The organism is Streptomyces bottropensis ATCC 25435 (assembly GCF_000383595.1).
GTDB lineage: Bacteria > Actinomycetota > Actinomycetes > Streptomycetales > Streptomycetaceae > Streptomyces > Streptomyces bottropensis.
On the sequence record NZ_KB911581.1, the window covers coordinates 1,359,192 to 1,374,100 of the forward strand.

The window sequence follows — 14,909 nt, forward strand, 5'->3', positions numbered from 1 at the left end:
TGCCCGCTGTGGAGCAGCGCATCGGTTCGAACAACCAGCCCCTGGCCGCCGCCGCGGTCGACCCGTCGCACATCCCCGGACTCACGGCACCGGTGTCCGTGAAGAAGGAGAAGCAGGAGGAGCCGGAGGACATCAAGCCGACGGAGCCCGTCGAGCCGGACGAGGCTGCCCCGGAGCGGAACGAGCCGGCGGCCGCCGAGCCGTCGAAGCCGTCCCTCGACAAGTCGCCCGCCGGGAAGACCCCGGCCGACGACGACGAGACGGACGCCGAGGACGACACCGAAGCGGACGCGGACGCGGAGGTTGAGGCGGAAACCGAAGCGGAAGCCGGCGCGGCCGACGGTCCCGTCTTCGAGGCCTCCGACCGCCGCGCGAAGATCATCGCCGACAGCCGTGGCGTACGGCTGCGCCTGGACGACCAGGAGTGCGAGTTCGGCTGGGACGAGATCGGCGCGATCGAGACGGAGTCCCCCCGCTTCGGCAAGCGGTTCACGATCACGGTCCACACCCCGGACCGCCGCTGGTACTTCCTGGAGATCGAGGCCAAGGCCAAGTCGGAGCACGCGGCCTGGGAGAAGCAGATCGACGAGGTCCTGGACGCGTACTTCGACGAGGGTTCCGCGGAGGGTTCCGCCGAGGAGGAGCAGGAGTCCGAGGACACCGCCTCCTAGAGGACGCGGGAAACCGCGGGACCGGCCACGACGGTCCCGCGGTCACCCCCTCACCGATGGTGACCCTCGGCTAGCAGTACTGCGCTTCCTTGCCGATGGACCGGTACATGCAGTCCGAGTTCTCCAGCAGCTGCAGCACCGCGTCCCGGTTGCGCGAGGTCTCCCGGGAGATCACCTCGTCGGGCGGATAGAAGCCGCCCCCCGAGGCCGACCCCGGATACATCTCGAAGGTGTACCCGAAGATCTTCTGGTTGCCCCACAGCCAGTCGTCGATCGACCCGTCCGTGATGTAGAGGTCGCTGGACTGCTCGGGTGTGTACCCGTTGCTCGCGGCCATCTTCCCGCCGACCGTCGCGAACGCGTTGCGGTCGTCCGCCGTCATCCCGGTCGTCGTGTTGGCGGTCGTGTACCCGAACGGCCACAGCACCAGCTCGCTGTACGTGTGGAAGTCGATCGCGGACCTGATCTGCTGGACCCCGCCCACGACCCGGCCACGTACGAAGTTGGCGACGACCTTCACCTCGGGCGCCGACTCGGCGGCCGCACCCCGGTAGGTGTCCGAGGACGTCGACCCGGACGAGCCGCCGCAGCAGCCCCAGCGGTAGTTCCAGTTGCGGTTGAGGTCGGTGCCGACGGCCGACGAACCGCTGTTGGGCTGCCGGTTCTTGCGCCACGAGCGGTACGAGCCGGTGGCGACGTCGTACTCGCCGCCGTCGGGGTTGACGTCCGGGATGATCCAGATCTCGCGGTTGTTCACCATGTTCGTGACCCGGGAGTCGGTCCCGTAGTCGGAGGTCAGCTCGTTGAGCAGGTAGAGCGCCATCTCCACGGTGAGGTGCTCACGGGCGTGCTGGTGGTGGGTGAACAGCACCTCGGGCTCGGCCTCGTCCGTGCCGACGTTGTCGCTGATCTTGATGGCGACGATGTTCCGGCCCTGGTACGTCGTGCCGATGACCCGCTGGCTGGCGATCGAACTGTTCGCCGCGACCACGGAGTTGATCTCGTTCGTCATCTCCGCGTAGTTGTGGTAGCGGGAGTCGGCGGACGGGAAGTCGAAGAGGCGTACGTCGTCCTCGCCGTGGGAGCGGTCCGGGACCGCTCCGAGCGCCGTGATCTCGTAGCCCTGCTGCCGCAGCTTCTTGATCTGGTCCGCGCGTCCGGAGACGAAGACCGAGTGGTCGTCGGCGTCGTCCACGGTCACGCCGGACCGTTGCAGCGCCGTGCGGGACGCGCTGTCCGAGTGCATGTGGACCTCGTACTGGCGGATGTCGTCCGCCGAGGCCCGGGGCCGCTCGGCGCTGGTCGCCGTCGCGTCCGTGGTCGTCGCGGCGACCGGGGCGGCGAGGGCGAGGGCCAGCAGGGTGGCGAGGCCGGCGGTGCGGCGGCCCGATCTCCTGCCCGCGCCGTCGGGCGTGGCCGACCTGCCGCGTATGCGGAGTCGCATGAAGTCTCCTCTTGTCTCCAGGAATTCCGGGGTCTCCGGATGTGGGGAGTGGAGCGGGGGGTGGATCCTTGCGACGTGCCTCGGGCCTGGCGATGACCGTGGGGGCGTTCGGCAGGCCCTCGTGCGGGTGTGGCGCTCATGGTGCGGCTCTGGCATGACCAGGTCAAGAGTGGGGAAACGGCCGACGGGTGCGTATGCCGCGCACGACCGCGTAGGGGCACATGGGTCTCATAGGGCCCCAATTGTGGACATAATCGGGCGGGAAACAGGTATATGCGCGGCCGGAAACGGGTATTCCTCCCCGTGCGCCGCGTACGCGCGGCGGCAACCCTGGAAGCATGCTGCAACTCTCCGGGGGTCTCTTTCCGGATTCCGGCCCCCATTTCGCCTCGTACCCCCAACCACCCATGGGTGCGGGTCACTTGAGCGTCGAGTACGACCCCCGTCCCACCGCCGCCGCCCAGGCCCGCACGCAGGTGCGCCGGCAGCTGGAGAAATGGGGACTGCTCGACCAGACCGACACGGCGGAGCTGTTGGTGAGCGAGCTGGTCACCAACGCGCTCGTGCACGCGGAGAGCCGGCTGAAGCTGACTCTGACGGCCGCGCACGGCGTACTGCGCTGCGAGGTGTCGGACACGGACGGCCGCCCGCCGCGGGTGCGGCGGGTCACGGGAATATCGGAGAGCGGCAGGGGGATGTTCCTGGTGGACGCGCTCGCCGGGCGCTGGGGCTGCCAGGAGGACGGGCCGGGCAAGACGGTGTGGTTCGAGCTGGGTACGTGCGGGGCGGACGGATGCGGCTCCGCTCCGCCGGGTTGAGCGGGTCCGGCGGGTCCGGTGGGCCCGGTGGGTCCGGTGGCTTCGGTGGCATCCGGTAGTGAAGCCGCCGTTCACTGAGGCCGTCGGTCGTCCGCGGCGCCGTCGTGGCTGGTCGCGCGGTTCCCCGCGCCCCTGAGACATCCCCGGCACGCCCTCTTGTCTGGTGGGAGCCCATGGGGTTTCTTGACCTGCATGGCGGACACCACGGGAAACCCCACAGACACCCCCGCACCCTCCGGCCCCAACCCCCCACCCCGCGCGTCCAGTTGGAAGTACATCGGACCCGGCATCGTCGTCGCCGCGACCGGTGTCGGCGCCGGTGACCTCGTCGCGACGCTGATCGCGGGCAGCAACTTCGGATACACCCTGCTGTGGGCGGCCGTCATCGGCTGCCTCGTCAAGATCTCCCTCGCCGAGGCGGCCGGCCGCTGGCATCTGTCCACCGGCCGCACCCTCTTCGACGGCTGGGCGAGCCTCGGCCGCTGGACGACGTGGTTCTTCGTCGTCTACGTCGTGATCTGGGGGTTCGTGTACGGTGCGGCCGCGATGTCCTCCAGCGCCCTGCCCCTGCAGGCGCTGTTCCCGGACGTCATGGACCTCAAGTGGTGGGCCGTGCTGTGCGGCCTGAGCGGTCTGGTCTTCGTCTGGTTCAACAAGTACGAGGTCTTCGAGAAGGTCATGACGGTCCTCGTGGGCGTCATGTTCGTCGTCACCGTCTACCTGGCGATCAGGGTCACCCCGAACCTCGCGGACGCCTTCGCCGGCCTCCTGCCCGTCCTGCCCGACGAGAAGGACTCGATCCTCAACACCCTCGGCCTGATCGGCGGCGTCGGCGGCACGATCACGCTGGCCGCGTACGGCTACTGGGTCAACGCCAAGGGCTGGACGAACACCGGCTGGATGAAGATCATGCGTCTCGACAACCGGGTCGCCTACATCACGACCGGCATCTTCGTGATCTCGATGCTCTTCGTCGGCGCCGAACTGCTGCACTCGGCCAACATCGCCATCGCCTCCGGCGACAAGGGCCTGATCCAGCTCGGCGACATCCTGGCCGACGAGTACGGCACGGCCACCGCCAAGTTCTTCCTGATCGGCTTCTTCGCCACCTCCTACACCTCCCTCATCGGCGTCTGGCACGGCGTGAGCCTGATGTTCGCGGACTTCGTGGAACGCTTCCGCCGCAAGGGGGCTGTGACGGGCGAGGAGGTCGCCTCCGGCCGGCGCGAGAAGTCCTGGCCGTTCCGCGCGTACCTGCTCTGGCTGACCTTCCCGCCCATCGTCCTGCTCTTCCAGGGCCAGCCGTTCCGCCTGATCATCCTCTACGGCGTCCTCGGCGCGGCCTTCCTCCCCTTCCTGGCCGCCACCCTCCTCTGGCTCCTCAACTCCGCCCGCACACCGCGGGAATGGCGCAACGGCATCCTCAGCAACACGATGCTGGCCACCGCGGGCCTGCTGTTCCTGGTCCTCGCCGTGAAACAGATCTGGGACCAGCCGTGGGCGGACTTCTTCTGACTCGCCGAGTAGACGCTGAGCCAAGTCACTGTGGACGCGTTGCTGATGACCTCGCGCAGCTCCCACTGCATTCTGATCATGTTCTTGGCATTGACCGCAAACAATGTGGAGATTTCATGATCAAGTCCCGCCTGGGTGCCCTTGCCCTCACCGCCGCTTCGGCCGGAATCCTCAGCATCGTTCCGACCCAGGCCCATGCCGCGGGAGGTTCGAGTGGCTGCATCTCCAATGCGGCCACACCGAGCCAGGCATTCTGTTTCTTCTACAACTCGAACCTCGGGGGTTCCTACGCCGGGATGGCCACAAGGCAGGCGACCTTGGCCGGTCACAAGTTCAGTTACGTGGGAACCACCAACGCGGGTATCGGGCAGAACGTGATGAACAACTCTGCCAGCGTCTACAACAACAACTCCACCTGCGTTCGTATCTACTACAACAGCAACTTCGCCGGCCCTTCGGACACGGTGTCGGCCAGGAGTGGCAGAAACCTTGCCAATACCTACAACAACAACGCCTCCTCGCTGCCTTGTTGAGGTAGGCCGTGGGGCTCACGGCCGTCTCTTCCGAGCGGCGGCCGTGTGCTCGTTCGGTGTTCCGCGCCCCACGTACCGGCCAACCCATCACTGAGGCAAGAGCAGATCATGCGCATTCCGGCCAGGGCCTTCGTCACCTCCCTCGTCCTCACCGCCGTCGTCGGCTGCTCGTCAGGGCAGGAGGCCGACTCGGCGAGGACAGACATGCCGCGCCCTTCCTCCGCCGCGACGACGAAGGGCGCGGCGGAGAAGTACAAGCCCCATCGGCTCACGCTTCCCATCTACGAGTACAAGTTCACCCCGGAGGAGAACGCGGTGGTCGATCGGGCCACCAACATCGCCATGTCCTCGTGCATGCGCCGTTACGGGTACTCCCTGACGACCGACGAGCCGACGATCACCTTGGGTGACCGGCGATATGGCGTGATCGACCTCTACGCCGCCCGGAACTACGGTTACCACCTGGTGACACCGAGAGGTTCACCGGAGGCACGGAACCAGAGGTTCACAAAGGACGAGACCTCGGCGATGACCGGCGGACTCTTTTTCGATTCCGTCACGGGTGAATTCCGTGCGATGCCCGGATACTCCCGCCCCGTCACCGAGCTGAACGGTCGACGCGTCCCGAAGGGAGGATGTTCCGCGGACGCGCAACGAGAACTTCTGGGACGCCGATCCCTGCGTACGCATGCGGCAGTCGTGAGCGATATCGACACGGCGTCCTTCGCTCGATCGCAGAAGGTCCCGGCGGTGGTCGAAGCGCTCAAGGAATGGTCGACCTGTATGAGAGGCAAGGGCTATTCCTACGCCACCCCCCTCGAAAGCATCAGTGCGGTGGACCTGGGAAAGCCCGTCGGCGACAAGGGGCAGAAGAGGCTGGCGATCGCCGACGTCGCGTGCAAGAACGAGGTCGGGCTCGTGAAAATCTGGAGCGCGGCTGAAGTCAAGATCCAGGACAAGATGATCTCGGCTTCCCGTCAAGCCCTCCAGCAGCAGAAGCGGGACAATGCCACCACGTTGCGGAACGCTCGCTCACTCGTCGCCGCGCACCCGGACTCCTAGTCACGCTCGTTCGTCGGTATACGCCCTGCGGCGTCTCGCTGTCCGTTCCTCGCGGCGACGACCCCGAGGCCCGCTCCGCGCGGGGCAGGGATACGGTGCCGTACGAGTCATCACCACGGGGCAGGGGGACGAACCGCCATGGACCAGTCCGAGCAGGGCCACCGGCCGCCACCGCCACCACCGCCGCCACAGCCGGGGACGCCGCCGGGAGGCCACCCGGGCTTCGGCCCCCCGCCCCCGCCGTACGCACCCCCGGCCGCCCCACCGCAGCCGTACGCCCAGCCCCCGCAGCCGTACGCGCAACCGCCGCAGCCGTACGGACAGTCGGCGCAGCCGTATCCCCAGCCCCCGCAGCCGTACGGGCAGCCGGCCCCGCCCGCCCACCCATACCCGTACACCCAGCCCCCCGCGGGCGAGGCTCCGCTCCAGGGGCCGGAGTTCATGGCCGTCGACCGCCACAACTCCGTCGTCGTCGACGTCGGCGGGGTCGCCTTCGAGGACCACGGCGTCTCCGTCGACTTCCCCTGGCCGGAGATCCGCAGCGTCCACTACAAGGCGAGCGGCAACGGCAAGGCCCTCATGGTCGCCGTGATCCACGCCGACGGCACCTTCTTCGAGTGCTCGGTGGAGGCCAAGCCCCGTGAGCGCCTCCACCAGTGGTTCGCCCACCTGGCCCAGGTGCTCGGCCACTACCGTCCGACGGGATGACCACGGACCGTGTCCCTGCCCGAGGACGACACCCCGGGCAGGGACGGTCTCATCCCTGAGGACTCATCCCTTCGAACCCGGCCGCTCGCGGTACGCGTCGACGACGGCCCGCTCCAGGACGGCGGTCTCGCTCAGGATCAGGCCCTTGGCCCCCATCGGGCCGTCCGCCGTCAGCCGGCTGCGTTCGCCCAGGTACGCGAGGGTGTCCCGGTCGAAGACCCATTCGGTGGCCCACCCGGCGCGTGCGTCGACGCGGCGGATGCCTACGCCGTGCCGGCCGGCCGGGTCGACGGCGTCGTCGGTACGGGTCACCCCGGGGATCTTCGCGGCGGCCTCGTAGAGCGCGGCGGCGGTGCGGGCGGGCATGACCGTCTCGCCGAGCAGTTCGCCGATCCTGTCGAAGACGGCCTGCGCCTTCTCCTCGCCCTTCCACGTCCTGGTCAGCCGGTACAGCTCGGCGAGCAGGTCGTCGGGGTCGGTGGGCAGCGAGGCCAGCCACCGGTACGTGGGCCGGTCGATCCCGGCGGGGACGCCCGGCGAACCCGGCGGCAGCAGTTCCCTCAGCGGGGAGTACGCGCCGCCCTCGTAGTGCAGGGCCAACTGCTTCACCGGGCCCGGCTCCTGCGACACCCACACCTCCCGCCGGTGCGGCTTTCCCGGCTCGTACGGGCCGTCCTCCACGGCCTCCGCCCCGGCCGTCAGGCTCTTGACGTAGACCAACTGGTCGTCGCGGACCGGCTCGACCTCCGTTTTCGCGGCGACGTCGGCGATCCGGTCGAGCAGGACGACGGCGCTCGTGCCGTCGTCCCGGCGCGCCCCGTCGCCGGAGTCGGTGGTCGTGACCAGGCCGACGGTCAGCGTCCCGGCCAGGGCCAGCGCGGCGGCGGGCAGCCACAGCGCCGGACGGGCCGGTCTCGGGCGCGGACGGGGTGCCGGCGGGGCGGGAACGACGGGCGCCGTGGCCCGGTCGTCGTCGATGAGTCGCATCAGACGGTCCTTGTGGTGGGCGAGGCGACCAGGCGGAACGTCCCGTTCGGGCGGGGGCGGCAGCAGTCGGGCCAGCTCCTCGTTCATCGGGATCCCTCCTGGATCTCCTTGAGCGGATGGGCCGCGAACACGGCCTCGCTCTCTGCCTCTCCGCGGCGACGCCCCGGTTCCCTGGGAGGGGGGCGCTCCTCGCGCAGCCGCTCGTCCGTCAGGCGGCCCAGACGCGCCCGCGCCCGCGAGAGCCGCGACCGCACGGTCCCCACGGGGACGCCCAGCGCCTCGGCCGCCTGCCCGTAGTCGAGGCCGGCCCACACGCACAGCGCCAGCACCTCCCGCTCCCCGCGCCGCAGCCGCCCGTACACCTGGCGTACGGCGGCGAGCCGACGCGCGTCGTCGAGGCGCCCGGCGGTCTCGTCGGCGAAGTCGGCCACCGGGGCCGGGGCGGGCCGACGGGCCAGGAAGGCCAGCCGGCGGCCGAGGCCGCGGTTGGCGTTGCGGGCCTTGTTGGTGGCCATGCCCAGCAGCCACGGCTTCACCGAGCCGCCGTCCGGCTCCAGCCGCTCCCGGGTGCGCCAGGCGTCGAGGAAGGTGTCCGCCATCACCTCCTCGGCCGTCGACCAGTCGCCGGTCAGCCGGTAGGCGTGGTTGTAGACCGCCCGCGCGTACGCGTCGTAGACCTCGGCGAAGGCCTCCCGGTCGCCCGCCCGGATCCGCGCCCGCGCGGAGGACTCGGCCCGCGCCTGCGCCCGCTCGGGGTCACTCATCTCGTATGCACCTCTCCCACCTCACACCTGTGTCTCTCCGTGCGGTGGGACAGGTTCCGGTGACCTGCGCCACAACAGGACGCAGGCCACCGCTCGCCGTTCTCTCCTCCTCTACGTCCTCTGTGTCCTCTGTGTCCTCGACGTCCTCTGCTTGCTCTACGGCAGCCCGTGCACGTGCGGCCCCACCGCGTTCGACCACGCGTTGCCCGCCGTGGCGTCCCAGTTGGTCGACCAGGTCATCGCGCCCCGCAGGTCGGGGTACGTCCGCGGCGGCTTGAAGGAGCCGCAGTCGGTGGCGCGGGTCAGACAGTCGAGGGCGTTGTTCACCACGGCCGGCGACACGTACCCGCTGCCCGCGCCCCGCGTCGAGGCCGGCAGACCCAGCCCCACCTGGGACGGGGCGAGGCCGCCCTCCAGCTGGATGCAGGCGAGGGCGGTGAGGAAGTCCACCGACCCCTGGCTGTAGACCTTGCCGTCGCACCCCAGCATCGAACCGCTGTTGTAGTACTGCATGTTGACGACGGTCAGGATGTCCTTGATGTTCAGCGCGGTCCGGAAGTACGCGTTCGACGTCGACTGCATGTCGATGGTCTGCGGCGCCATCGTGATGACGAGCGACGGGCCCGCCTTCGACGACAGCGACCGCAGCGCCTGCGTCATGTAGGTCGCGTCGAGCCCGTTCTCCAGGTCGATGTCGACGCCGTCGAAGCCGTACGTCTGCATCAGGGCGTACACCGAGTTCGCGAAGTTCGTCGCGGAGGCCGCGCTGTTCACCGCCACCGTGCCGCGCTCACCGCCGACCGACACGATGACCTTCTTGCCGGCCGCCTGCTTGGCCCGTAGGTCCGCCTTGAACTGGTCGACGGTGTACCCGCCGAGCCCGGCCGAGTCGAGGCTGAAGGTCACCGCGCCCGGCGTGGCGGTGGCGTCCGCGAACGCCACGGCGATGATGTCGTACTGCGACTGCACGTCCGAGAGCCTCTGGACGGCCGCCCCGTTGTCGAAGTTCTGCCAGTAGCCGGTCACGGCGTGCTTCGGGACGCCCGTGCCGCCGCCCGGGGTCGCCGTCGTCGTCCCCGTCACCGTCGCCGAACGGGCCGACTCGCCCGCCGTGTTCGTCGCCGTGACCTGGAAGGTGTACGAGGTGGAGGCCGCGAGCCCCGTCACCGTCGCCGAAGTGCCCTCGGCCGACTGAACCTTCGTGCCGCCCCGGTAGACGTTGTAGCCCGTGGCGCCCGCGACCGCGTTCCAGGTCAGGGACACAGAGGAGGACGTCGAGCCCGACACCGTCACCCCGGCCGGGGCCGAGGGGACGGTGGGCGGCTGGTCGCCGCCACCGCCGCCGTCGGGGCCGAGGAGGGACACGTCGTCGGTGAGGTACGCGGCCTGCCCGTACCAGCCGTGGGTGTAGACCGTCACCGAGGTCGTGGAAGCGCCCGTGGTGAAGGTCGTCGACAGCTGCTTCCAGGCCGCCGAGTCCGGTGTCCACGTCGAGACGTCGGTCGTACCGGTACCGGTCGCGCCCAGGTACGCGTACCCGCCGCGCACCCAGGCGCTGAGCGTGTACGTCGAGCGGGGCTTGACCGCCACCGCCTGGGTGCAGCGGGCGTTGTCCTGCCCGGCCGGGGTCGCCCGCAGCGCGGACGCGCCCCCGTGCACGGGGGAGGAGACGGTGGCGCCGCTGCCCGCCGAACAGTTCCAGTCGCTGAGCCCCGACTCGAATCCGGCGTTCCTGACGTTGTTGATGTCCGCGGCGGAGGCCTGTCCGGCGCCGAGGAGCGAGAGACCGAGGGCGAGGGCGGTGACGACGGCCGTGGTGACGGCCCCCGACCGCAGACGCGTCCGCCCCCGTATACGCCCTTGCGCTTTCATCCGCATCCGTATGCGTTGTGGGTGTCTGAACATGCCCGGTACGCTGGTCCAGACCAATTGAGTTGTCAATACTCCCGGTCGAAAGCCGTTCACCCGTACGGGTATCCCAACCAGCGCCCCCACCTGCCGAGTTGAGGCATATGCGTCTCACTCTGTGTGGATACGGCCCGCACCTTCCGTGAGTTGATCAAGAAGATCCGGTGTTGATCTGGCCATGCCGTGGATATGGTGCTGATGCAAGAGGATGCAGGAGGGGCGGCGGGCACGACGCCGTTCCCCACAGGGGTCATCTGAGGCGGTGGTCGACCACCCCGCCGAAGCGAACGGGGTGGTGTGCAGCGTGCCGACCGCGATAGCCGTCACCAGCTCCGGCCTGGTGCTCCCACCGCTCGACCGACAGACCCCGCCCGCGGTCGTCCAGCCTCAGGAGACCCTCGAAGCCTCCCTGTTCGGCATGCACGCGCTGATCGAGCAGCACGGCTATGTCATCGCCCTGCACTCGGCCTCCGACCCTGCCGCCCTCACCCGGCGGCTGCACACGGTCCGTTCCGTGCTGGAGAGCGACCGCATCGCCCTGCTCGGCGTGGACCTGCCCCCGCTCGGCCTCGCCCTGCTGGCCCAGCAGTTGCGGCAGCTCTCCGCCTGCGACTTCAGCCCTGGAGTGCTCGCCTCCTCCGTACGCCTCCTCGCGCACTACATCTACGCCGGCGCCCTCCTCGGCTCCGTCGCCAAGCTCGACCGGGTGCCGGTCACCCTGAAGTCGCACGCCAAGTCCTGGCTGCCGGGCGCCCGGTTCGCCGTACTGGCCAACCCCAGGCCCCAGCTCGTGCGGATCGACACTGGCGGCCAGGAGCCCCTCGCCGGGCCCGAGTTCGCCACCCGGCTGCTCGTCGCGCAGGGGCCGCAGCCGCCGTCCGACTGGGTCACCGCGACGCTCGCGCAGGACTGGCAGGTGCAGGGGTCCCTGCCGGTGCCGCTGCCCGAGGAGTCCGTGCGCTGGTGGGGGACCGGCAAGCTCGTCGAGTTCGCCGCCGGTCTCTCGGACGTCTCCGTGCTCTACCAGCTCGTGTCGTCCGTACGCCGCGAGACGTGCCACTGGTGCGGCCTCGAACTCATCGGCGACCGCTGCGGATTCTGCGCGGCCCCGTTACGGGAGCCGGAAACCCCGGCCGGCCCGGCCCGGACGGCAGCCCTTCCCCGAGGGGTCACATGACAGCCGTACGACAACTCCACAGTCCGCGAGCCATCACCCACAGCAGGCCCGCACCCGTGCCCGGCACGTTCCCACGAGGTGAGAAGTAGTGAACTCACGCCAGCGCCGCGGCGTCATCCTGCTGGTCCTCTCGGCCCTGTGCGCCCTCGCCGCCTTCGCCGGGGTGCTCTCGGTGATCCGTGACGTGAACGCGAAGGTCGGACCCGAGGTGACCGCCTACCGGCTCAAGGGCGACATCGCGCCCTACAAGAAGCTGACGGCGGACCAGTTCGAGCGGATATCGATGCCCGAGCGGTGGCTGTCCGGCACCGCCGTCACCGATCTGTCGGAGATCCGCGGGAAGATCGCCGTCACCCAGCTGCGCAAGGGCTCCCTGCTCCAGTCCGACATGATCGTCGACCGGCCGGAACTCGAAGCCGGACAGCAGGAGATCGCGATCCTGATCGACGCGTCGACCGGTGTGGCGGGGAAGATCAACCCGGGGTCGCGGGTCAACATCTACGCCACCTTCGAGGAGAAGGACAGCGACTCCAAGAAGGACACCTCCAAGCTGATGGTCACCGACGCCCGGGTCATCGACGTGGGCAGGCTGACCCCCCTGGAAGCCGGCCAGTCCAGCAGCGACCGCCGCCGCACGGCCACCGAGGCGGTCCCGATCACCTTCGCGCTCGACACCGCCGACGCCCAGCGCGTCGCGTTCGCCGAGTCGTTCGCCGAGCACGTCCGGCTCGCCCTCGTCGGGGGCGGCGAGGCCACCGTCGTCGTACCGGACGACCGCTCGTACACCCTCGACGAGGACAAGGAGGAGGCCCCGCGATGAGGTCGGTCCGGAACGTGGGCACGGGAACGCCTCGAACGAGAGTGCGTCGAATGCCGATGCGGGTGGGTGTCCCGAGGGTGGGCATGCTGAAGGGGGCACGGCGAACGGGCGTTCCGCGCGAACCCTGCCGGTGCGCGGCCGCCGAGCCCCGCACGTCCGCGAACGGAACGGGGATCCGCCGATGACCATCCGCATCCTCCCCGCCGCCGGGGACCTCGACTCGGCCCAGGCCCTCACCACCCTGCTCGACCAGCTGGCCGACGCCGAACCCGCCCCGCACGTCTCCGACTCCACGGCCCTGCTGGACACCCTGGCGCGGCTGGCCGCCGACTCGCTGGACGAACTGCCCGAGGTGGTGATCGTCCACGAACGCATCGGCCCCGTACCGGCGTTGGACCTGGTCCGCGATCTCGTCCTGCGCTTCCCGGCCGTCGGCGTCGTCCTCGTCACCTCCGACACCAGCACCGGCGTCCTCACCGCCGCCATGGACTCCGGCGCCCGCGGCATCGTCAACCTCCCCCTCTCCTACGAGGCCCTCGCCGAACGCGTCCAGGCCGCCGCCGCCTGGTCGGCCGGTATGCGCCGCCACCTCGGCAGCCCCACCCCGGAGCTGTACACGGGCCCCGGCGGCACCGTCGTCACCGTCAGCGGCGCCAAGGGCGGAGTCGGTGCCACGGTCACCGCCGTCCAGCTCGCGCTCGCGGCCCGCGCGTCCGGCCGTACGGTCGCCCTCCTCGACCTCGACCTGCAGTCGGGGGACGTCGCCTCGTACCTGGACGTCCAGTTCCGCCGCTCGGTCGCCGACCTGGCCGCCATCACGGACCTCAACCCCCGCGTCCTGCAGGAGGCGGTCTACACCCACGAGACCGGCATCGCCCTCCTCCTCGCCCCCGCCGAGGGCGAGCGCGGCGAGGAGGTGACGGACCGGGTGGCCCGTCAGGTGGTCGCCACGCTCCGCTCCCGGCACGACGTGGTGATCGTCGACTGCGGTTCGCAAGTGACCGCGGCCACCGCGGCGGCCGTCGAGATGGCCGACCACGCCCTCCTGCTGGTCACCCCGGACGTCGTGGCGGTCCGCGCCGCCAAACGCATGGTCCGCCTCTGGGACCGCCTCCAGATCCGCAAGGCCGAGGAGACCCTGACGGTCGTCAACCGCCTGTCACGCGCCACGGAGATCCAGCCGTCCCTGGTCGAGAAGGTCACCGGCACCAAGGTGGCCCGCGCCGCCGTCCCCGCCGCCTTCAAGGAACTCCAGTCCGTCGTCGACGCGGGCCGCCTCCAGGACCTCGACGCCCGCTCGGTCGTCAAACAGGCCCTCTGGGCCCTCGCCGGAGAACTGGAACTGGTAGCCGCCCCGGAACACGGCCACGGAGGCCGCCGCCGCAGGTCCCCCTCCGACCGCGGCGCCCTCGTCCTGCGCCGCAAGGGAGGCGACCGGGGCTCGGTGACCCTCGAATTCGCCGGCATGTTCCCGCTGCTCCTGATCACCATGACGATCCTCTGGCAGGCCGCGCTCTACGGCTACACCTACTCCCTCGCCGGCAACGCCGCCGACGAGGCCGCCCGCGCCGCCACGGCCGCCTACGCCGTCGACGGCGACGTGCCCGGCGCCTGCGAAGCCGCCGGCACCCGGAACCTCCCGAACGCCTGGGCCGACACCTCCATCGACTGCGCCCCCGCGGGCACCGTCATGCGAGCCGAGGTCCAGGCCAACGTCCCCCTCTTCTTCCCCGGCTTCGACGCGGGCTGGACCGTGAGCGGCGAGGCGGGCGCGGCCCTGGAGGGGGACCCCCGATGACCCGGACGGACGGAACCCCACGGAGCCGACGAACGGCCCGCGCAGGACGGCCGGTCCTCCCCCGACGGGCGCGCCCCGCACGCGGGTCCGGCCGCGTACGCCGCGAAGGGGGCGTGCCGGGGGGAGTCCGCCCGCAGCGGTCGGCGCGTCAACGCCCCGCGCTACCCGGCCGACCGATCCCGCACCGTTCCGAGGACGGAAACCCCCCGGCGGGCCCCCGGCCCTGCGACCGCCCCCGGGCGCGCCCCCGGCCCACCCACCGCCCCCGCGCGACCCCCCCACCCACGGGACGCGCCCCTACCCACCGTTGGAACGACCGAGGCTCCTCCATCCTGGAGTTCGCCGGCTTCCTCCCGATCCTCCTCCTCGTGGGCATGGCCGCGATCCAGCTCGGCCTCATCGGCTACGGCATCAGCCAGGCGGGCTCGGCGGCCCGCGCGGCGGCCAGAGCCGAGTCACTGCAACCCGGTACCGGCGGGGCCGCAGGCGTGGCCGCGGCGAGCGCATGGCTGAACCCCTCGGTCGACCCGGGAGGAGGCGGCACGGACACCACCACCGCCACGGTCACCGTCACCGTCCCCTCCGTGGTCCCCCTCTTCGACCCGGTCACCGTGGAACGCTCGGTCACCATGCCGAACGACCTCGACCCCTGACCGGCCCCCACCGCCCCGACACCCCACCCCCCGAGAGGAGTTGACGAGAAG

The 14,909-nt window shown here is 70.4% G+C and carries 14 protein-coding genes; 10 read left to right on the forward strand and 4 right to left on the reverse strand.

Annotated elements, in window-relative coordinates:
- Positions 1 to 8 precede the first annotated feature (8 nt).
- The gene (locus STRBO_RS0106140; RefSeq protein WP_005480787.1) at positions 9 to 671 is read left to right on the forward strand and encodes a hypothetical protein; all 663 of its coding nucleotides are present in this window, start codon (positions 9 to 11) and stop codon (positions 669 to 671) included.
- A 70-nt stretch (positions 672 to 741) separates the two neighbouring features.
- Here STRBO_RS0106140 and STRBO_RS0106145 read toward each other — a convergent pair whose 3' ends face one another.
- Entirely contained in the window at positions 742 to 2,115 is a 1,374-nt protein-coding gene (locus STRBO_RS0106145) for a M14 family metallopeptidase (RefSeq protein WP_005480786.1), read from the reverse strand.
- Positions 2,116 to 2,537: 422 nt separating this feature from the next.
- Between STRBO_RS0106145 and STRBO_RS0106150 the strand changes: the two genes are divergently transcribed.
- The 5 genes from STRBO_RS0106150 to STRBO_RS44100 all read left to right on the forward strand — a co-directional run bounded on the left by STRBO_RS0106150 (position 2,538) and on the right by STRBO_RS44100 (position 6,751).
- Positions 2,538 to 2,933, forward strand: a complete 396-nt coding sequence (locus STRBO_RS0106150; RefSeq protein ID WP_020113928.1) for an ATP-binding protein — start codon at positions 2,538 to 2,540, stop codon at positions 2,931 to 2,933.
- A gap of 192 nt (positions 2,934 to 3,125) precedes the next feature.
- Positions 3,126 to 4,448 (forward strand): Nramp family divalent metal transporter, encoded by a 1,323-nt coding sequence (locus STRBO_RS0106155; protein WP_005480784.1) that lies wholly within the window; start codon positions 3,126 to 3,128, stop codon positions 4,446 to 4,448.
- Positions 4,449 to 4,564: 116 nt separating this feature from the next.
- On the forward strand, positions 4,565 to 4,981 hold the full coding sequence (locus STRBO_RS0106160) for a peptidase inhibitor family I36 protein (protein WP_005480783.1): 417 nt from the start codon (positions 4,565 to 4,567) through the stop codon (positions 4,979 to 4,981).
- A gap of 108 nt (positions 4,982 to 5,089) precedes the next feature.
- A complete protein-coding gene (locus STRBO_RS0106165) occupies positions 5,090 to 6,043 on the forward strand; it encodes a hypothetical protein (RefSeq protein ID WP_005480778.1) in 954 nt (317 codons plus the stop codon).
- A 138-nt stretch (positions 6,044 to 6,181) separates the two neighbouring features.
- The gene (locus STRBO_RS44100; protein WP_005480772.1) at positions 6,182 to 6,751 is read left to right on the forward strand and encodes a hypothetical protein; all 570 of its coding nucleotides are present in this window, start codon (positions 6,182 to 6,184) and stop codon (positions 6,749 to 6,751) included.
- Between the two features lie 63 nt (positions 6,752 to 6,814).
- Here STRBO_RS44100 and STRBO_RS0106175 read toward each other — a convergent pair whose 3' ends face one another.
- The 3 genes from STRBO_RS0106175 to STRBO_RS0106185 all read right to left on the reverse strand — a co-directional run bounded on the left by STRBO_RS0106175 (position 6,815) and on the right by STRBO_RS0106185 (position 10,374).
- The gene (locus STRBO_RS0106175) at positions 6,815 to 7,825 is read right to left on the reverse strand and encodes a CU044_5270 family protein (RefSeq protein WP_005480771.1); all 1,011 of its coding nucleotides are present in this window, start codon (positions 7,823 to 7,825) and stop codon (positions 6,815 to 6,817) included.
- On the reverse strand, positions 7,822 to 8,502 hold the full coding sequence (locus tag STRBO_RS0106180; protein WP_005480770.1) for an RNA polymerase sigma factor: 681 nt from the start codon (positions 8,500 to 8,502) through the stop codon (positions 7,822 to 7,824). The genes STRBO_RS0106175 and STRBO_RS0106180 overlap by 4 nt, the downstream gene beginning before the upstream one ends.
- A 156-nt stretch (positions 8,503 to 8,658) precedes the next feature.
- Entirely contained in the window at positions 8,659 to 10,374 is a 1,716-nt protein-coding gene (locus tag STRBO_RS0106185) for a chitinase (RefSeq protein ID WP_020113930.1), read from the reverse strand.
- 298 nt (positions 10,375 to 10,672) lie between these two features.
- Between STRBO_RS0106185 and STRBO_RS0106190 the strand changes: the two genes are divergently transcribed.
- The 4 genes from STRBO_RS0106190 to STRBO_RS0106205 all read left to right on the forward strand — a co-directional run bounded on the left by STRBO_RS0106190 (position 10,673) and on the right by STRBO_RS0106205 (position 14,858).
- Entirely contained in the window at positions 10,673 to 11,587 is a 915-nt protein-coding gene (locus STRBO_RS0106190) for a hypothetical protein (RefSeq protein WP_005480768.1), read from the forward strand.
- 88 nt (positions 11,588 to 11,675) lie between these two features.
- Positions 11,676 to 12,407 (forward strand): Flp pilus assembly protein CpaB, encoded by a 732-nt coding sequence (gene cpaB, locus STRBO_RS0106195; protein ID WP_005480767.1) that lies wholly within the window; start codon positions 11,676 to 11,678, stop codon positions 12,405 to 12,407.
- Positions 12,408 to 12,588: 181 nt separating this feature from the next.
- Positions 12,589 to 14,205: a CpaE/TadZ family protein gene (locus STRBO_RS0106200; protein ID WP_020113931.1), complete on the forward strand. Its 1,617-nt coding sequence runs from the start codon at positions 12,589 to 12,591 to the stop codon at positions 14,203 to 14,205.
- Between the two features lie 374 nt (positions 14,206 to 14,579).
- The gene (locus tag STRBO_RS0106205; protein ID WP_237547580.1) at positions 14,580 to 14,858 is read left to right on the forward strand and encodes a hypothetical protein; all 279 of its coding nucleotides are present in this window, start codon (positions 14,580 to 14,582) and stop codon (positions 14,856 to 14,858) included.
- Positions 14,859 to 14,909: the final 51 nt, after the last annotated feature.